At 70.6% G+C, this 18,556-nt stretch carries 20 protein-coding genes; 9 read left to right on the forward strand and 11 right to left on the reverse strand.

What is annotated here, in order from left to right; genetic code table 11:
- Nucleotides 1-361: 361 nt before the first annotated feature.
- Both dnaB and AOK22_RS18780 read left to right on the forward strand, forming a co-directional pair.
- The gene (gene dnaB, locus AOK22_RS18775) at nt 362-1,837 is read left to right on the forward strand and encodes a replicative DNA helicase (RefSeq protein ID WP_055699825.1); all 1,476 of its coding nucleotides are present in this window, start codon (nt 362-364) and stop codon (nt 1,835-1,837) included.
- A gap of 153 nt (nt 1,838-1,990) precedes the next feature.
- Nucleotides 1,991-3,442 carry an amidase gene (locus tag AOK22_RS18780; protein WP_055699826.1) on the forward strand — a complete coding sequence of 484 codons (1,452 nt, stop codon included), beginning with the start codon at nt 1,991-1,993 and terminating at the stop codon, nt 3,440-3,442.
- A 119-nt stretch (nt 3,443-3,561) separates the two neighbouring features.
- Here AOK22_RS18780 and def read toward each other — a convergent pair whose 3' ends face one another.
- On the reverse strand, nt 3,562-4,224 hold the full coding sequence (def, locus tag AOK22_RS18785) for a peptide deformylase (protein WP_055699827.1): 663 nt from the start codon (nt 4,222-4,224) through the stop codon (nt 3,562-3,564).
- Nucleotides 4,225-4,297: 73 nt separating this feature from the next.
- Here def and AOK22_RS18790 point away from each other — a divergent pair, with 73 nt between their 5' ends.
- Complete coding sequence (locus AOK22_RS18790) at nt 4,298-4,885, forward strand: winged helix-turn-helix domain-containing protein (RefSeq protein ID WP_055699828.1); 588 nt, start codon at nt 4,298-4,300, stop codon at nt 4,883-4,885.
- Nucleotides 4,886-4,904: 19 nt separating this feature from the next.
- Here the strand turns inward: AOK22_RS18790 and AOK22_RS18795 are convergent, their stop codons facing one another.
- Entirely contained in the window at nt 4,905-5,861 is a 957-nt protein-coding gene (locus tag AOK22_RS18795; protein WP_055699829.1) for an SDR family NAD(P)-dependent oxidoreductase, read from the reverse strand.
- 64 nt (nt 5,862-5,925) lie between these two features.
- Here AOK22_RS18795 and AOK22_RS18800 point away from each other — a divergent pair, with 64 nt between their 5' ends.
- Together AOK22_RS18800 and AOK22_RS18805 are read left to right on the forward strand one after the other, a co-directional pair.
- Nucleotides 5,926-6,411 carry a MerR family transcriptional regulator gene (locus AOK22_RS18800; RefSeq protein WP_055699830.1) on the forward strand — a complete coding sequence of 162 codons (486 nt, stop codon included), beginning with the start codon at nt 5,926-5,928 and terminating at the stop codon, nt 6,409-6,411.
- Between the two features lie 9 nt (nt 6,412-6,420).
- Nucleotides 6,421-7,797 carry a serine hydrolase domain-containing protein gene (locus AOK22_RS18805; protein ID WP_055699831.1) on the forward strand — a complete coding sequence of 459 codons (1,377 nt, stop codon included), beginning with the start codon at nt 6,421-6,423 and terminating at the stop codon, nt 7,795-7,797.
- Between the two features lie 56 nt (nt 7,798-7,853).
- Here the strand turns inward: AOK22_RS18805 and AOK22_RS18810 are convergent, their stop codons facing one another.
- On the reverse strand, nt 7,854-8,306 hold the full coding sequence (locus AOK22_RS18810) for a GNAT family N-acetyltransferase (protein WP_055699832.1): 453 nt from the start codon (nt 8,304-8,306) through the stop codon (nt 7,854-7,856).
- 62 nt (nt 8,307-8,368) lie between these two features.
- Nucleotides 8,369-8,827, reverse strand: coding sequence for a MarR family winged helix-turn-helix transcriptional regulator (locus AOK22_RS18815; protein WP_055699833.1), 459 nt, complete (start codon nt 8,825-8,827; stop codon nt 8,369-8,371).
- Nucleotides 8,828-8,967: 140 nt separating this feature from the next.
- Between AOK22_RS18815 and AOK22_RS18820 the strand changes: the two genes are divergently transcribed.
- Together AOK22_RS18820 and AOK22_RS18825 are read left to right on the forward strand one after the other, a co-directional pair.
- On the forward strand, nt 8,968-10,176 hold the full coding sequence (locus tag AOK22_RS18820; protein WP_055699834.1) for an MFS transporter: 1,209 nt from the start codon (nt 8,968-8,970) through the stop codon (nt 10,174-10,176).
- An 82-nt stretch (nt 10,177-10,258) separates the two neighbouring features.
- Nucleotides 10,259-10,684: a GlcG/HbpS family heme-binding protein gene (locus AOK22_RS18825; RefSeq protein WP_055699835.1), complete on the forward strand. Its 426-nt coding sequence runs from the start codon at nt 10,259-10,261 to the stop codon at nt 10,682-10,684.
- 82 nt (nt 10,685-10,766) lie between these two features.
- On the opposite strand, the gene AOK22_RS18830 is transcribed toward AOK22_RS18825, so the two are convergent.
- Together AOK22_RS18830 and AOK22_RS18835 are read right to left on the reverse strand one after the other, a co-directional pair.
- Nucleotides 10,767-11,636, reverse strand: coding sequence for a GNAT family N-acetyltransferase (locus AOK22_RS18830; RefSeq protein WP_055699836.1), 870 nt, complete (start codon nt 11,634-11,636; stop codon nt 10,767-10,769).
- A gap of 5 nt (nt 11,637-11,641) precedes the next feature.
- Entirely contained in the window at nt 11,642-12,193 is a 552-nt protein-coding gene (locus tag AOK22_RS18835; RefSeq protein ID WP_055699861.1) for a hypothetical protein, read from the reverse strand.
- Nucleotides 12,194-12,269: 76 nt separating this feature from the next.
- Between AOK22_RS18835 and AOK22_RS18840 the strand changes: the two genes are divergently transcribed.
- Both AOK22_RS18840 and AOK22_RS18845 read left to right on the forward strand, forming a co-directional pair.
- Nucleotides 12,270-12,902 carry an HAD family hydrolase gene (locus AOK22_RS18840; protein WP_055699837.1) on the forward strand — a complete coding sequence of 211 codons (633 nt, stop codon included), beginning with the start codon at nt 12,270-12,272 and terminating at the stop codon, nt 12,900-12,902.
- A 369-nt stretch (nt 12,903-13,271) separates the two neighbouring features.
- On the forward strand, nt 13,272-14,735 hold the full coding sequence (locus tag AOK22_RS18845; RefSeq protein WP_079036663.1) for a globin domain-containing protein: 1,464 nt from the start codon (nt 13,272-13,274) through the stop codon (nt 14,733-14,735).
- Between the two features lie 35 nt (nt 14,736-14,770).
- On the opposite strand, the gene AOK22_RS18850 is transcribed toward AOK22_RS18845, so the two are convergent.
- From AOK22_RS18850 to AOK22_RS18870, 5 genes are all read right to left on the reverse strand, one after another.
- Nucleotides 14,771-15,253 (reverse strand): NUDIX domain-containing protein, encoded by a 483-nt coding sequence (locus AOK22_RS18850; RefSeq protein ID WP_055699838.1) that lies wholly within the window; start codon nt 15,251-15,253, stop codon nt 14,771-14,773.
- A gap of 59 nt (nt 15,254-15,312) precedes the next feature.
- Nucleotides 15,313-16,218: a LysR family transcriptional regulator gene (locus AOK22_RS18855; protein ID WP_055699839.1), complete on the reverse strand. Its 906-nt coding sequence runs from the start codon at nt 16,216-16,218 to the stop codon at nt 15,313-15,315.
- A 215-nt stretch (nt 16,219-16,433) separates the two neighbouring features.
- A complete protein-coding gene (locus tag AOK22_RS18860; protein ID WP_055699840.1) occupies nt 16,434-17,669 on the reverse strand; it encodes a cystathionine gamma-lyase in 1,236 nt (411 codons plus the stop codon).
- Nucleotides 17,666-18,154: a low molecular weight protein-tyrosine-phosphatase gene (locus AOK22_RS18865; RefSeq protein WP_055699841.1), complete on the reverse strand. Its 489-nt coding sequence runs from the start codon at nt 18,152-18,154 to the stop codon at nt 17,666-17,668. The genes AOK22_RS18860 and AOK22_RS18865 overlap by 4 nt, the downstream gene beginning before the upstream one ends.
- A 9-nt stretch (nt 18,155-18,163) precedes the next feature.
- Nucleotides 18,164-18,541, reverse strand: coding sequence for a phage holin family protein (locus AOK22_RS18870; protein ID WP_055699842.1), 378 nt, complete (start codon nt 18,539-18,541; stop codon nt 18,164-18,166).
- Nucleotides 18,542-18,556 lie beyond the last annotated feature (15 nt).

Below are 18,556 nucleotides of genomic sequence, written 5' to 3' on the forward strand. Positions count from 1 at the left end.
CTTGGTCCGACTGGGAAAGTTTTTCTTCTGCACAGCCGGTGGACGGGAAAGTTGCAGGTCAGGCATGGTTTCTCCGATCACCTGAGGGCTTGTTCACAGGGCTGTCCACCGGGCCGTGCACAGGTTTGGCGGGGTTCTCCACAGCATCGGGCCCTTCATCCACACCGCCTGTGGATAACCAGATTGGCTGACGGTGCCCACAGGCCTACCGTGGTCCGGCGCCCGCCTCGTCGTACGACCTCGGAAACCCAGCAAAACCGACGCGTCAGAACCGGAGTTGGGCCCCCTTATTTGTCAGTGTCGTGCCGTAGGAAAGAGGGGCACGGCGAGGTCCGCTCGGCGGACGGGAGGAGGTGGCCCGGTGAGTATCTCCGAGCCTTTGGACGACCCCTGGGCCGACAGCGGTCCCAGTGATCGTCTGCCCGTCTCCCGCCCGCGCCGCGACGGCGGCCGGGGCGGCCGCGACGAGCAGCACGAGCGCGGCCGCGAGGGCGGCTGGGACGGCGGAGGTTCGTCCTTCGAGCGCGTTCCCCCGCAGGATCTCGACGCGGAGCAGTCGGTGCTCGGCGGCATGCTGCTGTCCAAGGACGCCATCGCCGATGTCGTGGAGGTCCTCAAGGGCCACGACTTCTACCGCCCCGCGCATGAGACGATCTACGCCTCGATCCTCGACCTGTACGCGAAGGGCGAGCCGGCCGACCCGATCACCGTGGCGGCCGAGCTCACCAAGCGCGGCGAGATCACCAAGGTCGGCGGCGCATCGTATCTGCACACCCTGGTCCAGACGGTCCCGACCGCGGCGAACGCCGAGTACTACGCGGAGATCGTCCACGAGCGCGCGGTGCTGCGCCGTCTCGTCGAGGCCGGCACCCGCATCACGCAGATGGGATACGCGGCCGACGGCGACGTCGACGAGATCGTCAACAGCGCCCAGGCCGAGATCTACGCGGTCACCGAGCAGCGCACCGCCGAGGACTATCTGCCGCTCGGCGACATCATGGAGGGCGCCCTCGACGAGATCGAGGCGATCGGCTCGCGGTCGGGGGAGATGACCGGTGTGCCGACCGGCTTCACCGACCTCGACCAGCTCACCAACGGTCTGCACCCGGGCCAGATGATCATCATCGCGGCCCGTCCCGCCATGGGTAAGTCGACGCTGGCCCTCGACTTCGCGCGCGCCTGCTCGATCAAGCACAACATGCCGAGCGTGATCTTCTCGCTCGAAATGGGGCGCAACGAGATCGCGATGCGTCTGCTCTCCGCCGAGGCGCGGGTGGCGCTGCACCACATGCGCTCCGGCACGATGACCGACGAGGACTGGACCCGGCTCGCCCGGCGCATGCCGGACGTCTCGGCCGCCCCGCTCTACATCGACGACTCACCGAACCTGTCGATGATGGAGATCCGCGCCAAGTGCCGCCGCCTCAAGCAGCGCAACGACCTCAAGCTCGTCGTCATCGACTATCTGCAGCTGATGCAGTCGGGCGGCAAGCGGTCCGAGAGCCGCCAGCAGGAAGTCTCGGACATGTCGCGAAACCTCAAGCTCCTGGCCAAGGAGCTGGAGCTGCCGGTGATCGCGCTGTCGCAGCTGAACCGTGGCCCCGAGCAGCGTACGGACAAGAAGCCCATGGTCTCCGACCTGCGTGAGTCCGGCTCGATCGAGCAGGACGCGGACATGGTGATCCTGCTGCACCGCGAGGACGCGTACGAGAAGGAGTCGCCCCGCGCGGGCGAGGCGGACATCATCGTGGGCAAGCACCGTAACGGCCCGACGGCGACGATCACCGTCGCCTTCCAGGGCCACTACTCGCGCTTCGTGGACATGGCGCAGACCTGATCCGGCGGTGTGCGGGTCCCCGGAATTCCCTGTGGCCGGAGAGCCGCATCATGAGGATCCGAAGAGCCGGATCCTCATGAGAACGGGGACATCCAACCGGTTGTGCACAAAGGCATTTCCTGCCCTCGTCCAGGGGTCAGTACGGTCCGATTCATGGAGCGGATCTTTCTGACGGCCGAGAAGATGACGGCTGCCCTGCGTGCCGGTGACGTGACCTCGGCAGAGCTGACCGACGAGGCGATCGCCCGTATCGAGCGGGACGACAAGGCGATCAACGCCATCTGTGTGCCGGACTTCGACCGTGCGCGGGCCGCCGCGCGCCGCGCCGACCAGGCGCGCGCCGACGGCGAGGACAGGCCACTGCTCGGTATTCCGGTAACGGTCAAGGAGTCCTACGACGTCGTCGGCATGCCCACGACTTGGGGCATGCCGGCACATCGGGACTTCATGCCGGCCGAGGACGCGGTGCAGGTGTCGCGGCTCAAGGCCGCGGGGGCGGTGGTGCTCGGCAAGACCAATGTGCCCTTGGGGCTGCAGGACATACAGAGCTTCAACGAGATCTACGGGACCACCAATAACCCGTGGGATCACAGCCGCACGTCGGGTGGATCCTCCGGCGGATCAGCGGCGGCCCTGGCGTCCGGATTCGGTGCGCTGTCCATCGGCTCCGACATCGCGGGTTCGTTGCGCACCCCCGCACATTTCTGCGGCGTCTACGCGCACAAGCCGACGCTCGGACTGGCAGCGACCCGCGGGATGGTCCCGCCGCCCGGGCCGGCGTTGCCGGCCGAACCCGACCTCGCCGTCGTCGGTCCGATGGCACGCAGCGCCCGCGACCTCAGGCTCCTGCTCGACGTCATGGCCGGACCGGACGAGCTGACGCACGGTGTGGCGTACGAGTTGACGCTGCCGCCCGCGCGCCATGAGCGGCTCGGCGACTTCCGGGTCCTGGTCCTCGACGAGCATCCGTTCATTCCGACCGGATCCGCCGTGCGGGCGGGTGTGCGGCGCGTGGCCGACGCGCTTGCCGACGGCGGCGCCCATGTCGAACGGCACAGTCCGCTGCTGCCCGATCTGGCCGAAGCCGCCATGCTCTACCGGCAGTTGCTGTTCTCGAGTTCCGTCGCGCGTTTTCCCGTCGAGGAGTACGAGCAGGTGCGGGCGCGCGCCGCCGGACTGAGCGCGGACGACCAGAGTCTCGATGCGGCGCTGCTGCGCGGCATGGTGTGCAGCCACCGCGACTGGATCGAGGCGAACAACCGTCGCGAGCTCCACCGCCACGGCTGGCGGCAGCTCTTCGCCGAGTTCGACGCCGTGGTGTGTCCCATTACGCCCACTCCCGCGTTCCCGCACGACCACAACCCCGATCCACGAGAACGGCGGATCGACATCGACGGCGTCGAGTACCCGTACTTCGACCAGCTCGTCTGGGCCGGTGTGGCCACCATGCCCGGCCTGCCCGCCACCGCCATCCCCACGGGCCGATCCCCCGAGGGCCTGCCGGTGGGAGTGCAGCTCATCGGCCCGATGTTCGAGGACCGCACCCCGCTTCGGCTGGCCGAACTGCTCGAGCAGGAGATCGGCGGCTTCCAGGCGCCGGAGTAGGGCGTACGGCCGGCGTACTGCCCGGGTGTCCTGTCCGTCGGGGCGGCCTGGTGAACCAGGGAGAAGCGCGCTGCCGATCGCGAGACCCCGCACGGTTCACCCTGCCATGATCCGGCGGTTCACCCGGCCAGCTCGGCCGCCTTTCTCTCGCGCTGGGCGAAGACGTCGTCCCGGCGGCTGTCCATCTGCCGCAGGGCGTCCTTGCGGTCCCGCTTGGAGAGTCGGTCGAGGTACGTGTGACCGACGAGGTGGTCGAACTCGTGTTGCAGGCAGCGGGCGAAGTAGCCCGTTCCCTCGATGACGACGGAGTTGCCGTCCCTGTCGGAGCCGCGGACGACGGCACGGTCGGTGCGGGGCACCTCCATGGTGGCGCCGGGGACGGACAGGCAGCCCTCGAAGTCGTCCAGGAGCCGCCGGTCGGCCGGGTCGGGCAGCTCCAGAACGGGGTTGGCGATGTGGCCGACGTGCCGGATGCCCTGCTCGTCCGGGCAGTCGTAGACGAACAGGCGCAGGTCGACGCCGACCTGGTTGGCGGCGAGGCCGGCGCCGTCGGCCACGTACATGGTCAGGAACATGTCGTCGATCAGCGACGAGAGCTCCGCGGTGCCGAACTCGGTCACCTCCCGGCAGGAGCGGCTCAGCACGTCCTCGCCCACCACGGTGATCCTGCGGACCGAGCCCCGTTCCGCCTCGGGCGGCAGCGTCGGAAAGCTGTCGACCGGGCTGCCCTGGACGTGGACGCGCCGGTCGACCGGACGGGACCCCTCGTGCTGAACAGACATGACTGCCTCCCCTTTTCGTCCTTGCCGGTTCTTGTTCTTGCCAAGAGCTTTGCAAAGTAGCAGACTTTGCAAAGTGACTGAAGATGACGTCAACGCCCAGGGCGCGCGGGACGACCGGGCCGCGGGGGCCGGCGAAGAGCTGCGGGAGCACGAAGTCCGCACCGCCCTCCTGGACCTGCTGGCCGAAGTCGGCACGGTCACCGCGACCGAAGCCGCCTCCCGGCTGGGCTACAGCTCCGGCCTCTGCTCCTTCCACCTGCGGCAGCTCGCGCGTCACGGGTACATCGAGGAGGCGCCCCACAGCGGCGGCCGTGCACGTCCTTGGAGGCTGAGGCGGCGCACGGCTGCCGCCGAGGGGGCCGCGGAGGAGCAGTTCGGGGATCTTGCCCGGGGACTTGAGGACGAGAGCTGGCAGCGCTGGCTGGCCCAGCGGGACGCGGCACCGGCCGAGTGGCGGCACGACGAGGCCTTCAGCGCGATCGCCTATCTGACCCCCGAGGAGATGAGCCGGGTCGCGGACGTCGTCCGGCGGGCACTCGCGCCCTACCAGGACCGTGAACAACGGCCCTTGGCCCGGCCCGACGGCGCTCGTCCGGTGGCGCTCATCACCCGGCTGTTCCCGCTGCTGCCCGACACGGCGGACGACGCGGACCAGGACTGAGGCCGGCGGAGCCCGCGCTTCAGAAGGCGCTGAGTCCTGTGAGTTCGCAGGAGAGGTCCCAGAGCCGGGACGCCGCGTCGGGGGCGACGGCCCACGGCTTGACGCCGCCGACGAGCATGTCGTCGGTGGTGGCCGGTTCGGCGATGTCGCAGTCCTGGCAGTACGCCCCTCCGTGGCCGTCGAGGAGCGGTGACGTCGCCGCCCACACGGCTGTCGCCGCGCCCTGCTCGGGCGTCTTGAACCCCTCGGCGGGGGTACCGTCCTCGGTCACCCAGCCCTGCGCGCGCCACTCCTCGCGGGGGATGTGGCGCTGCAGCGGCGTGAGGATGCTGCCGGGGTGCACGGCGAAGGCATGCAGGCCGTGGGCGGCGCCGAGACGGTCGAGGTGCAGGGCGAACAGGGCGTTGGCGGTCTTGGACTGCGCGTACGCCAGCCACCGGTCGTAGCCGGCGCGGAAGTGGAGGTCGTCCCAGCGGATGTCCGACAGGAAGTGTCCGGAGGACGCGACCGCCACCACGCGGGCCCCGCCGGGGGTGAAGGCGGGACGCAGGCGCTGGGTGAGCGCGAAGTGTCCGAGGTGGTTGATCGCGAAGTGCGCCTCCCAGCCCGCCGGACCGACGCGCGACTCGGGGCAGGCCATCACGCCCGCGCCGTTGACGAGGAGGTCGAGGGAGCGGCCGGTCTCCAGGAACCGTTCGGCGAAAGTACGGACGCTGTCCAGGTCCGCCAGGTCGAGGGCGTGGACCTCGGTGCGGGGCGTGCCGCGCAGGGCGTCCTCGGCGGTGTCGGGGCGGCGTGCGGGGACGACGACGCGCGCGCCCGCGCGGACGAGCGCACGGGTGGCCGCGAGCCCGAGGCCGGAGTATCCGCCGGTGACCAGGGCGGTGGTACCCGCCAGGTCGATGCCGGCGAGGACGTCGTCGGCCGTGCTGTGGGCGCCGAATCCGGTGCCCAGCCTCTGCTGTGCTGTGATCATGTCCGCGACGCTAGAACCTAGACCGCGCGCTAGGTCAAGGGATCAGTGGCCGTACGGTCGTGGCATGAGTGAGGATGCGGTGGGTCCGGCCGGCGGGAGAGCGGGCGCGGGCGGTCTGTCCATAGGCAAGGTCGCCGAGGTGACCGGTCTGAGCGTGCACGCGCTGCGGTTCTTCGAGCGCGAGGGGCTCTTCCTGCGCGAGATCCCTCGGTCCGGCGGTGGCCAGCGGCTCTACGAACAGGCGGATGTGGACTGGCTGTTGCTGTGCGGGCGGCTGCGGGACTCGGGGATGCCGATCGCCACGGTCAAACGGTTCGCGGAGCTCGTCCGCTCGGGTCCCGGCAATGAGCGGGAGCGCCTCGCGCTGCTCCAGGAGCACGAGCGCGACGTACGCGCCAGGATCGACGACCTCAGCGCTTGCCTCGACGTCATCCAGGGCAAGGTCTCCGTCTACGAACAGCATCTGCGTGACGGCACGGCCGCCGGGCTCTGGGCACCGGTGCCGGCATCACCGTCGAATTCGCTCGACCAACGGACGTCCCCCAGGTGAACTGGTCCCATGACGACACCCCATGAAGAGCTGCTGCCCGCCACCCGCCGAGCCCTGCTGCATCGCATCGCCACCACGCAGACGGAGGGCCGGGCCCCCTCGGTCGTCGCCTCGGTGGCCCGCGAAGGAGAGCTGGTGTGGAGCGGCGGCCGCAGCATGGTGGACGGGCACGAGCCGGACGAGAACGTCCAGTACCGCATCGGCTCGATCACCAAGACCTTCACCGCCGTGCTGGTGATGCGGCTGCGGGACGAGGGTGTGCTGGACCTGGGCGATCCGCTGGAGAAGCACCTGCCGGGGACGGGCGCGGGGGAGGCCACCATCGTGGAACTCCTCGCGCACACGGGCGGGCTGGCGGCCGAGACGCCGGGCGAGTGGTGGGAGCGCACTCCCGGTTCGACGCGCCCCGAGCTCGCCGACGTCCTCGGCGAGCAGCCCTTCAAGCACCCCGTCGGCCGTCGCTTCCACTACTCCAACCCCGGCTATACGTTGCTCGGATCGCTGGTGGAGGCCCTGCGGGGCGCTCCGTGGGAGGAGGTGCTGCGCCGCGAGATCCTGGAGCCGCTGGGGCTGAGCCGTACGAGCGCGCAGCCCGAGGCCCCGCACGCGGGCGGCTGGGCCGTCCATCCCTGGGCGGACGTGATGATGCCGGAGGCCGTCGAGGACCTGGGGCTGATGGCTCCGGCCGGCCAGCTGTGGTCCACGACGGCGGACCTGGCGCGCTTCGCGTGGTTCCTGGCGAAGGGCGACGACCGGGTCCTCGGCGCGGAGTCCGTGCGGGAGATGCGGACGCCGGCGGGGCCCTCGCAGCCGGGGGACCGGGACAGGTCGTACGGCCTGGGCCTGGATCTGCTGCGCTGGGAGGGGATCGAGCTGGCCGGGCACACCGGCTCGCTGCCGGGCTTCCTGGCCGGTGTGTGGGTGAGCGAGCAGGAGGGCGTCGCCGCGGTCGCGCTCGCCAACTGCACGTCCGGACCTCTGATGGGAACACTGGCCGCGGACCTGGTGAAGATCGTGGCCGAGGCCGAACCCCGTATCCCGGAGCCGTGGCGCCCGCTCCCCGAAGTCGACGAGAAGGCGCTGGAGTTGACGGGTCCCTGGTACTGGGGGACCCAGGTGCTCGCGCTCCGGCTGACGGCCGACGGCGGGGTCGAGCTGGGCCCGCTCTCCGGCGCGGGACGCCAGGCCCGGTTCACGTCCAATGGCGACGGCACATGGACGGGGCTCAACGGCTACTACGCGGGCGAGCTGCTGCGGGCGGTGCGGCGGCCGGACGGTTCGGTCAGCCATCTCGACCTGGGGTCGTTCGTCTTCACCCGTGAGCCGTACGACGCCGGAGCGCCGGTTCCGGGCGGGGTGGACCCGCAGGGGTGGCGCGCCTTCTAACGCGGTGCGGGGTGGGGCTGTTTCACGTGAAACAGCCCCACCCCCACGTCGCTGGCTCAGAGCTGCAGCTTGAAGCCCACATGCGACGCCGAGAAGCCGAGCCGCTCGTAGAAGCGGTGGGCGTCGGTGCGGGTGGCGTCGGAGGTCAGCTGCACCAACTGGCAGTTCTGGCGCCGGGATTCCTCGACGGCCCACTCGATGAACCGCGTGCCGAGCCCGCTGCCGCGCTCGTCGGCGTGGACCCGCACGCCCTCGATGATCGACCGAGTGGAGCCCTTCCGGGAGAGCCCCGGAATGATCGTGAGCTGGAGCGTGCCGACGACGCGCCCCTCGCGTACGGCGACGACCAGATGCTGGTTCGGGTCGTCGGCCAGCCGCTCGAAGGCGGTGACGTACGGAGTGAGGTCGTCCGGCGATTCGCGTGCCGCGCCCAGCGGGTCGTCGGCGAGCATGCCCACGATGGCGGGCAGATCGTCGGCGACGGCAGGGCGTATTTCAAGATCTCCCATGGCCGCAGCCTATGCGGACCGACCATTCCGAGGGCAGGGGGCCGCGGGCATCGCCGGGCGGCCTAGGCAGGCACGCGCAGCGTCTCGACGGCTTTGACCAGTGGCGCGAGCTCAGGGTTCTGAGCGGCCTCGTCGAGCGCCTCGCGCAGGGCGGCGTCGTTGGTCGGGCGCGCCTCGGCGAGCAGCGCGGCGCCGGCCGTGCTCACGTCCGTGTAGATGCCGCGCCGGTCGGTCGGGCACAGGTAGCGGGACAGCAGTCCGCGCTCCTCGAGGCGGGTGACCAGGCGTGTGGTCGCGCTCTGGCTCAGCACGACGGCGTCGGCGACCTGCTTCATCTGCAGGTGGCCGCCCTCTCCGTCGTGCTGACGGTTGAGGACGTCGAGGAGGCTGTACTCGCGCACGCTCAGGCCGTGCTTGGCCTGGAGGGCGCGCTCGACGTGGGCCTCGATCTTCCCGTGGAGCAGGGAGAGCGCGCACCAGCTCTGTGCGAGCGCGGTCAGTGCGGGGTCTGTCGCGGTCATGACTGTTGTTCCTCCGTCCCGGAGCGGCTGCACCCAGAGTAATCCACCTGTGCAATATTCAGCGCTTGCAATTATCCCGCGCGTGCAACTATTGTGTACGCACGTTAAGCGCACCTGCAACCGTCTGGAAGGTAGATCCAATGCCTCTCGCGCTTCTGGCCCTCGCGATCGGGGCTTTCGGAATCGGAACCACCGAGTTCGTGATCATGGGACTGCTTCCCGAGGTCGCGGGTGACTTCGGCGTCTCCATCCCCACGGCCGGCTTCCTCGTGACCGGCTATGCCCTCGGCGTCGTGCTCGGCGCCCCGCTGATGACCGCCCTCGGCACCCGCGTCTCCCGCAAGCGGATGCTGATGCTGCTGATGGGCCTCTTCATCATCGGGAACCTGCTCTCCGCCGTGGCCCCGGTCTTCGGCGTCATGCTGGCGGGCCGCATCGTCGCCTCGCTCGCCCACGGTGCCTTCTTCGGCATCGGCTCCGTCGTCGCGGCCGAACTGGTGGCGCCGGAGAAGAAGGCCGGAGCCATCGCCATGATGTTCTCGGGCCTCACGGTCGCCAACGTCGTCGGTGTGCCGCTCGGCACCTTCGTCGGCCAGGCCATCGGCTGGCGCATCACCTTCGTGATCGTCGCGGCCCTCGGTGTCCTCGGCCTCGCCGGTGTCGCCAAGCTCGTGCCGGACCTGCCCAAGCCCGAAGGCGTGCGGCTGCGCGACGAGATCGGCGCCTTCCGCAACGTACAGGTGCTGCTCGCCATGGCGATGACGGTGCTCGGCTTCGGCGGTGTCTTCGCGGCCATCACCTACATCACGCCGATGATGACGGATGTCGCCGGCTACGCGGACTCCTCCGTCACCTGGCTGCTCGTCCTCTTCGGGCTCGGCATGGTCGGCGGCAACCTCATCGGCGGCCGGTTCGCGGACCGCGCGCTGATGCCGATGCTGTACGTGTCGCTGGGCTCCCTCGCCCTGGTGCTCGGTCTGTTCACCCTCACCGCGCACAACAAGATCGCGGCCGCCGTCACCGTCATGTTGATCGGGGCCCTGGGCTTCGCGACCGTGCCCCCGCTGCAGAAGCGGGTCCTCGACTACGCCTCGGGCGCTCCGACGCTCGCCTCCGCGGTCAACATCGGCGCCTTCAACCTGGGCAACGCGCTGTCGGCCTGGCTGGGCGGGATCGTCATCGCCGCCGGCCTCGGCTACACCGCCCCGAACTGGGTCGGCGCGGCCCTCGCCGCCTCCGCCCTCGTCCTGGCCCTCGTCTCGGCCGCCCTGGAGCGTCGCACCGGCGCTCCGAGCCGGGTCGTGACCGGTGCGGCGCCCGTCGAGCGGGCCACCCCGGTCCACCACTGACCTTCCGACTCCCCCCCACACCGCTGACTTCCTGACTCCCCCTCCGTTTCACCAGCACCACCCCTCAAGGAGAAGACCCCTCATGAGCACCACCACCGCTGCCGTCGCCCCGCTGACCATCGAGGACGCCGAGGCGCTCGTCACCGCCGCCCGTCGCGCGGCCGAGGACGCCGGTGTCACGGTCAGCGTCACCGTCCTCGACGCGGGCGGCCACCTCCTCGCCTTCCGGCGCGACGACCGCGCCGTGCTGATCTCCGGCGAGACGAGCACCCGCAAGGCCTACACCGCGCTTCAGCTGAACGCCCCGACCGCCGACCTGGTCGACGCGGTCCAGCCCGGCGGCCTCTTCCACACCCTGCCCACCGCCCTCGACCGGCCGCTGCTCTTCATCGCGGGCGGTGTGCCGGTCCACCGCGACGGCCGCCTGATCGGCGCGATCGGCGTCGGCGGCGGTGCCCCGGAGCAGGACCACGGCTTCGCGACGGCGGCCGTGCAGTCCCTCGCGTAACGCCTGCGAGAAGTGCTCAGGCAGCGCATGCGAAAGGCCCGCTCCCTTCGGGGAGCGGGCCTTTCGTGGTGCGGAGGCCGGGTCAGCCGGCCGCGACCGTCAGCGGCGCGAAGCGGCGGGTCCAGTCGCCGGGCAGCTCCGGAGTGCCGTACGCCATCACGGAGTTGAAGGCGACGGACGCGAGGCCGCCCTCCTTCACCCAGGCCAGCAGCTCTTCGTGCCGCACGTCGATGTCCGTGCGCAGCGGCCGGTCGGTGCGGGCGGCGAGCGAGGCGACGAGGGCCTTCGCGGTCTCGGTGTCGCGGGCGACGAGCGGGCCCACGACATGGGTCTCCATGTTCGGCCAGGCGCCCGCGTAGCCGATGATCTCGCCGTCGGCCTCCGCGACCCGGAGCTGGTCGGTGAAGGCGGGCAGCCGGGTGATCACGTGGGTGCGGTCGTGGCCGAAGACCTCGGTGTCGAGCCGGAGGATGGTGGTCAGGTCCTCCGCGGTGGCGGGCCGGGTGGCGATGTCGGGCAGCGGGCCGGCGGGGACGAGGCGACCCCGGACCATCTCGGCGCGGCCGATCGCCTTGAAGCCGAGCTGCTCGTAGAGCGGGCGGCCGTACGGGGTGGCGTGGAGCGTGAGCGGAGTAGTGGCCGACTCTTCGACGGCGTGCCGCATCATGCGGCGGCCGATGCCCCGGCGGGCGTACCGCTCGGCGACGAGGACCATGCCGATCGCCGCCAGACCGGGGCGTTCCTGCGGGCCGTACTGGGTCACTACATAGGCACCGATCAGGCCGTTGCCGTCGGGGTCGTCGATGCCGTAGCCCGTTCCGGCCGAGAGCAGGAGACTCCACTTGTGTTCCTCGCGGGGCCACTCGCGGTCCTCGGAGAGGTCGGCGCAGGCCTTCAGGTCGCGGGGGGTGAGTCGGCGGATGGGCAGTGCGGAGAGGGAAGGTGTCGACACCCGGGTCAGGCTGTCTGACGCACGTCCCCGGCGTCCACCCGTTTGTGGGCAGAAGCACGATGCATTTCGCCACGTTGCTTCCGGCCACGGCGGGTGAGGCCCCAGGGCTTGAGCACGGAGATGACGGTCATGAAGACGTAGGCGCTGAGCGAGACGATGGGCCCGGCGATCAGGCCGCTCGGATCGGTCAACGGGTCGCCCGCCGCCAGGGTCGCGGCCGTGGCGTTGATGCCGGGGCGCAGCGAGAAGGCCGACGCGGCCGTCGTGGCGAGGGTCAGCCAGAACTTCGCGTAGACCCAGCGATGCCTGGCCAGTCCCCACGGCGTGCCCAGGGACAGCAGCAGGCCGCTCAGCAGGGTGAGCAGGGCGAGGGGGAGCACCAGCCAGTCCGTGAACACCTTCATCGAGCGGACGGCGGCCTCGATGCTCGTGGGGGATTCCGTCGTGATCGCGGTCAGGGCGAGAGCCAGCAGCCCGAGCGTGAGCCCGAGCCAGCCGGCTGCGCCGACTACATGGACAACCAGGGTGGCCCGACGCGCGGGGCGGCTTAGTTTCACGTGAAACACGGTGCCAAGCAGCGACGGCCGGGGCGTCTGACAGCGGGAGTAACCGCGGGTACTAGCCTCGGCGTACATGGCACGCCTACACCTCTTCGACATGGACGGGACGCTGCTGCACGGCACGGCGGCGCCCGTGGAGATCTCACGGCAGCTCGGCCTGGATGCGGAGATCGCCGAGTTGGAGCGGGGCTTCGTGGCGGGGCACATCGACTCGCCGACGTACGCGGTGCGGGTGCACGCCCTGTGGGCGGAGCTCACGGACGCACAGGTGACGGCGGCCTTCGAGGGGGCGCCCTGGCTCTCCGGCATCCGGGACACCTGGGCCGAGATCCGCGCGGGCGGTGACTACTGCGCGGTGGTGTCCCTCTCGCCGTCCTTCTTCGTGGAGCGGCTCCTGGGCTGGGGCGCGCATGCCGCGCACGGCTCGCGCTTCCCCGCCGTGCCCTTCACCGAGCCCGTCGATCCGACGGGCATCCTCAACCCCGCGGCCAAGGTGAAGATCGCGAACCGGCTCTGTGAAGAGTTCGGGGTGGGCCTCGGCGATTGCGTCGCGTACGGGGACTCGCTTTCCGACCGTGACCTGTTCGGTGCCGTGCCGGTTTCCGTCGCCGTCAATGCGGATCAGCGGCTGGTGGGCCTGGCCACCCACTCGTATGTCGGGCGGGATCTGCGTAAGGCGTACGAATTGGTGCGGCACGCCCGGTAATTGAGGCAATTGGCAGGCGAGGGCATTGAATTCAAGGTGAAGGGAAGGGGGGCTTGTGTGCCCGGCGGCTGCCGGTATGGTCGACTCCGATTCGTGCCGGGTGCGCTTCTTCGCACTCTGGGGGGCACACACGCAGGTCAATGAAGCCTAACGGGGCCAAGAGATCCAGAACCCGTACTTCTCGTAATACGACCGGCGTGGCGGGGGTGAATGCGATGCTGCAGTGAGGGACTGCGGCCAATGTCACATTCTCTACCTACTTGTCCGTAGGGTCCCGGAACCCGGGGTTCAATGTGGCCGTATCGGCCATCGAGGCAGAGCGAGGAAAGCAGGCAGCTTCCGACCGGAAGTGCGCAGACCGACCGAGAGATGTTCGAGGCGAGGCACAGCATGGAGGCTCCGACCACCACGTCGGCGGACGACGGCACTGCCGGCGACGGGGGCGGCTGGTTCACACCGCGCAGGCCGCCCCAGCGGCAGGAGGAGGGCGTTCCGCGGCAGTCCGGCGCATCCAGGCCCGGCCCCGAGCCCGCACCCGCACACGAGCGCGCAGGCGAGCGAATAGCCGCCCCGGCGCCCGCGACGACCGCGACCACCGAGGGGCCCGCGCCGAGCACCACGACCGCGAGGAGCGCACCGTCCGCTGCGGCCACGGCGACCGCACCGGCACCGGCACCGGCACCGTCACCCGCGCCCCTTCCGCAAGCGGAGCCGACGGCGAAGGCCTCCCCCGACGCCGTCCTGGTGCAGCGCACGATGGCCGAAGTCAGCCCCGTCGCCGACAAGGTCACCTCGTACTTCTACGCGCTGCTGTTCACCCGGCACCCCGATCTGCGCGGCCTGTTCCCGGCGGCGATGGACACCCAGCGGGACCGGCTCCTCAAGGCGCTGCTGACCGCGGCCGAGCACATCGACCACACCGACGTACTCGTCTCGTACCTGAAGAACCTCGGCCGTGGACACCGTAAGTACGGCACGCGGCCCGAGCACTATCCGGCCGTCGGCGAGTGTCTGATCGGCTCCCTGAGCCGGTACGCGAGCGCGGTCTGGGACGAGGAGACCGAGGCCGCCTGGGTCCGGACGTACACGACCATCTCCCAGGTCATGATCGACGCGGCTGCCGAGGACGAACTGCGCGCCCCCGCCTGGTGGTACGCCGAGGTCGTCTCGCACGACCTCAGAACCCCGGACATAGCCGTCGTCACGGTCCGCCCCGACCAGCCGTACCCCTTCCTCGCCGGGCAGTACACCAGCCTGGAGACGCCCTGGTGGCCGCGGATATGGCGGAACTACTCCTTCGCTTCGGCGCCCCGCTCCGACGGGCTGCTGTCCTTCCACGTCAAGGCCGTCCCGGCCGGCTGGGTCTCCAACGCCCTGGTGCACCACGCCCGTCCCGGTGACATCCTGCGGCTCGGCCCGCCCGCCGGTTCGATGACCGTCGACCACACCACCGACAGTGGACTGCTCTGCCTGGGCGGCGGTACGGGCATCGCGCCCATCAAGGCCTTGGTCGAGGACGTCGCCGAGCACGGCAGGCGGCGCCCCGTCGAGGTGTTCTACGGCGCCCGCACCGATCACGACCTGTACGACATCGACACGATGCTGCGGCTCCAGCAGGCCCACCCCTGGCTGGCCGTCCGCCCGGTCGTCGACCAGCGGGCCCAACTGCCCGACGCCGTCCGCGAATACGGCCCCTGGAACGAGTACGACGCGTATCTCTCGGGGCCGCCCGGCATGATCCGCAGCGGAGTGGACACCCTGCGGGACGTCGGCATTCCTGAGGGAAGGATTCGCCACGACTCCGTCGAGGACCTGGTGGCGCCCGGCGGCTGACGCGGCGCGGCGGGGGACGGCTCCGTGAGGAGGGGTCAGCCCAGGTCGGGGGCGTGCATCGCGCGTACGCCCTCGATGTTGCCGTCGAGGTAGTGCCGCAGCGACAGCGGTACGAGATGGACCGAGGCGATGCCGACCCGGGTGAAGGGCACGTGCACGATCTCGTACTCGCCGCACGGCTCCTCGATCTCGGGGCCGTGCCGCAGGCCGGTGTTCATGGACTCCAGGCGGCAGACGAAGAAGTGCTGCACCTTCACACCAGTGGCCCCGCCGTCCTCACCGATGTGCTCCACGGTGTCGACGAAACAGGGCACCACATCGCTGACCTTGGCGCCGAGCTCCTCGTGGACCTCGCGGTGCAGCGCGTCGACTACGGTGGCGTCCCCGGGCTCCACGCCGCCGCCCGGGGTGACCCAGTACGGATCGACGCCGGGCTTGGTCCGCTTGATCAGGATCAGGTCGTCTCCGTCCAGCAGGACGGCGCGTGCGGTGCGCTTGACCACGGGTCGGACGGTCATGGGAGAAATGTGGCCCGGACTGTTCCACGTGAAACATCGCGAACCAGCCGGGACCCCCATCAAGCCCAGTCGACGGCGGCACGCAGCAGCCACTCGTGCGCCCGCGCGATGTGCGGCATCGCGAGCGTTCCCGCGCGCACCGCCAGGAAGTACGTGCGCAGCGGAGGCACCGTGGGATCGAGGAGCGCGACGACGTCCCCGCGCCGGAGGGCCTCGGCGCACAGATAGCGGGGCAGTACGGCCAGGCCGGCGCCCGCGGCCGCGCAGGCCAGCACCGCGCGCAGATCCGGCACGATGACGGCGCCGGACGCCGCGGGGCGGGCGTCGAAGACCGCGGCCCAGTAGCGCGAGACGAACGGCAGCGACTCGTGCACCTCGACCACCGGAAGGTTCTCCAGCGACGGCGCTCCCCCACGGCGCGGCGTGCCCGGACCGATGTGGGCGGCCCAGCGCTTGCCCGCGACCAGGACGTGCTCCTCGTCGCAGAGCGGCGTCGCGGAGAGCAGCGTGCCGCGTGGCCGGGCCGTGGTGATGACCAGGTCATGGTGCCCGGCGGCGAGCCCGTCGAGGACCTCGTCGGCGGTGCCGAACGAGGCACGCAGGGCGTAGCTCTGGCTGTCCTGGCCGGTCAGCGTGGTGAGGGAGGGCAGGGCGCGTTCGGCGGTGAACTCCGGAGGGCCCGCGAGGTGGAGTGTGCGTACCGGCGAATCCTCGTCGAGCCCGTACTCGGCGATCTCCACCAGGGCGTCCAGGTGCGGGGCGGCCTTGTGGGCGAGCTCGTCGCCGATGCTCGTGGGCGTCACGCCGCGGGCCTGACGCAGGAAGAGCGGGCGGCCCAGCTGCCGCTCCAGAGTGCGGATCTGCGAGGTGACGGCGGGCTGGGAGAGCCCGAGCAGCGCCGCCGCGCGCGTGAAGGAACCGGCCCGGTGCACCGTCACGAAGGTGCGCAGCAGGGCCAGATCCATGGCGGCGTCCCTCCCCTTCCTGCTCTCAGGGCGCGCCCAACTATAAATATGTCGATAGGTCTCTGTCGCTACTGTGATTGGACACTGACACAGAGTCAACTAGCCTTGTTCGCGCGGTTCTTCGCGCGCAGAACCGGAACGGTCCGAGCCACGAGGGGGGAGGCTCGGACCGTTCGTTGTGCGGAGAACGGGTGCGTGTGCCCCGCGGCGAGCGGTCAGCCCGCCGAATCGGCCGACTCGTCCAACGCGCGCAGTACGTCCGCCACCAGGTCGGCGGGGTCCTCGGCGCCCGCGGAGAACCGGATGAAGCCCTCCGACACGGCGTCGCCGCCCCAGCGCCGACGGCGCTCGGCCGTGGACCGCACCCCGCCGAAGCTCGTCGCGTCGTCGACGAGACGCAGCGCTTCGAGGAAACGCTCGGCACGCGCGCGCGTGGGCAGCGTGAAGGAGACCACGCACCCGAAGCGCCTCATCTGCTGCGCGGCGATCTTGTGCGAGGGGTCGTCGGGCAGCCCGGGGTAGCGCAGCCCCGACACCTCCGGACGGTCGCGCAGCGCCTCGGCGAGGGCCAGGGCGTTCGCGTTCTGCCGGTCGGCGCGCAGCTGGAGCGTGGCGAGCGAGCGGTGCGCGAGCCAGGCCTCCATCGGGCCCGGAATCGCCCCGACGATCTTGCGCCAGCGCCGCACGGACGCGGTCAGCTCCGCGTCGCGGCAGGCGACGTACCCCAGAAGGATGTCGCCGTGCCCGGTGAGCATCTTGGTGCCGCTGGCCACCGAGAAGTCGGCTCCGAGCTCCAGGGGGCGCTGGCCGAGCGGCGTGGCCAGGGTGTTGTCGACCGCCACCAGGGCACCGCGCGCGTGGGCCGCCTCGACGAGCCGGCGCACGTCGCACACGTCGAGGCCCGGGTTGGAGGGCGTCTCGATCCACAGCAGCTTGGCGCCGTCCAGCACGTCGAGCTGGGCGTCGCCGCCGGTCGGGGCGGTGCGCACCTCGATGCCGTACGCCGTGAGCTGCTCGCTCACCAGCGGCAGCACCTGATAGCCGTCGTCCGGCAGGACCACCGCGTCACCGGCACGCAGCTGCGAGAACAGCACCGCCGAGATGGCGGCCATGCCGGACGCGAAGACCAGCGTCTCGACGCCCTCCGAGGGGGTCGGAGCCGCAGAGTCCGGGGCCTGGGAATCCGAGGCCGGAGAGCTTGCGGTCCGGGAGCCCGGAGTCTGAGAGTCCGGCGCCTCCAGCTCGCTGATGGCGCGCTCCAGGTGCGTCCAGGTGGGGTTCTCGTCCCGTCCGTAGGCGTATCCGCCCGTGGGGTCGCCCGGCAGGTGGAAATGGGCCGCGAACACCGGGCCGGGAAGCGTCGGTTCGTGCTTCACCGGCTCCGGGAGCCCGGCCCGCACCGCGCGTGTGCCGTCGCCTATGGGACCCGTGGACTCCGATTCCGTCGTCATGCCGCCCGCCTTTCCACTGCTTCACGTACCGCGTCGAGCAGGCCTTCGCTCGCCGCCTCGACCATTCTCAGGCACTCCTCGAACCCCTCGAAGTCCCCGTAGTAGGGGTCGGGCACGTCCAGGTCGTCGGCGGCCGGGTCGTACGAGCGCAGCAGCCGCACCTTGTCCGCGTCGGCCGCGGTCGGCGCCAGCCGGCGCAGCGCCCGCAGGTGCCCGGCGTCCAGGGCGATGACGAGGTCGAGCCGCGCGAACCAGTCGGCATGGAACTGGCGGGCGACATGGTCGCTCTCGTAGTCGGCCGCTCGCAGGACGGAGACGGTGCGCGGGTCGGCACCGTCCCCCTCGTGCCAGCCGTCGGTGCCCGCGCTGTCCACCGCGACCAGGTCACCGAGCCCGGCCTCCTCGACGCGGGCGCGGAAGACGGACTCGGCCATCGGGGACCGGCAGATGTTGCCGGTGCAGACGAAACACACGGAGAAGGGCATGGGGCGGGATCAGTCCTCGTCGGGGAGCACGACGTTCATGGCCCAGGACACGACCGAGATGATCAGGCCGCCCAGGACGGCGGTCCAGAAGCCCTCGACGTGGAAGCTGACGTCGAGCTTGTCGGCCAGCCATGACGTGAGCAGCAGCATCAGGGCGTTCACCACGAGGGTGATCAGGCCGAGCGTCAGGATGAACAACGGGAAGGTGAGGACCTTCACCACCGGCTTGACCAGGAAGTTCACCAGCCCGAAGAGCAGGGCGACGATGATGAGCGTGCCCACCTTCTTGCCCGTGCTGTCGCCGGTCAGGGTGATCTTGTCGAGCAGCCACACGGCGACGGCCAGGGCCGCGGCGTTGGCGATCGTCTTGACTACAAAATTCTTCATGTGTCTGATCGTGGC

Source organism: Streptomyces silaceus, assembly GCF_001419745.1.
GTDB lineage: Bacteria > Actinomycetota > Actinomycetes > Streptomycetales > Streptomycetaceae > Streptomyces > Streptomyces silaceus.

Bases quoted from the DNA above. Each gene is read 5' to 3' on its own strand.
- AOK22_RS18780 (WP_055699826.1), top strand. From the start codon at position 1,991: ATGGAGCGGATCTTTCTGACGGCCGAGAAGATGACGGCTGCCCTGCGT.
- def (WP_055699827.1), bottom strand. From the start codon at position 4,224: ATGTCTGTTCAGCACGAGGGGTCCCGTCCGGTCGACCGGCGCGTCCAC.
- AOK22_RS18795 (WP_055699829.1), bottom strand. From the start codon at position 5,861: ATGATCACAGCACAGCAGAGGCTGGGCACCGGATTCGGCGCCCACAGC.
- AOK22_RS18800 (WP_055699830.1), top strand. From the start codon at position 5,926: ATGAGTGAGGATGCGGTGGGTCCGGCCGGCGGGAGAGCGGGCGCGGGC.
- AOK22_RS18805 (WP_055699831.1), top strand. From the start codon at position 6,421: ATGACGACACCCCATGAAGAGCTGCTGCCCGCCACCCGCCGAGCCCTG.
- AOK22_RS18810 (WP_055699832.1), bottom strand. From the start codon at position 8,306: ATGGGAGATCTTGAAATACGCCCTGCCGTCGCCGACGATCTGCCCGCC.
- AOK22_RS18815 (WP_055699833.1), bottom strand. From the start codon at position 8,827: ATGACCGCGACAGACCCCGCACTGACCGCGCTCGCACAGAGCTGGTGC.
- AOK22_RS18820 (WP_055699834.1), top strand. From the start codon at position 8,968: ATGCCTCTCGCGCTTCTGGCCCTCGCGATCGGGGCTTTCGGAATCGGA.
- AOK22_RS18825 (WP_055699835.1), top strand. From the start codon at position 10,259: ATGAGCACCACCACCGCTGCCGTCGCCCCGCTGACCATCGAGGACGCC.
- AOK22_RS18840 (WP_055699837.1), top strand. From the start codon at position 12,270: ATGGCACGCCTACACCTCTTCGACATGGACGGGACGCTGCTGCACGGC.
- AOK22_RS18845 (WP_079036663.1), top strand. From the start codon at position 13,272: ATGTTCGAGGCGAGGCACAGCATGGAGGCTCCGACCACCACGTCGGCG.
- AOK22_RS18850 (WP_055699838.1), bottom strand. From the start codon at position 15,253: ATGACCGTCCGACCCGTGGTCAAGCGCACCGCACGCGCCGTCCTGCTG.
- AOK22_RS18855 (WP_055699839.1), bottom strand. From the start codon at position 16,218: ATGGATCTGGCCCTGCTGCGCACCTTCGTGACGGTGCACCGGGCCGGT.
- AOK22_RS18860 (WP_055699840.1), bottom strand. From the start codon at position 17,669: ATGACGACGGAATCGGAGTCCACGGGTCCCATAGGCGACGGCACACGC.
- AOK22_RS18865 (WP_055699841.1), bottom strand. From the start codon at position 18,154: ATGCCCTTCTCCGTGTGTTTCGTCTGCACCGGCAACATCTGCCGGTCC.
- AOK22_RS18870 (WP_055699842.1), bottom strand. From the start codon at position 18,541: ATGAAGAATTTTGTAGTCAAGACGATCGCCAACGCCGCGGCCCTGGCC.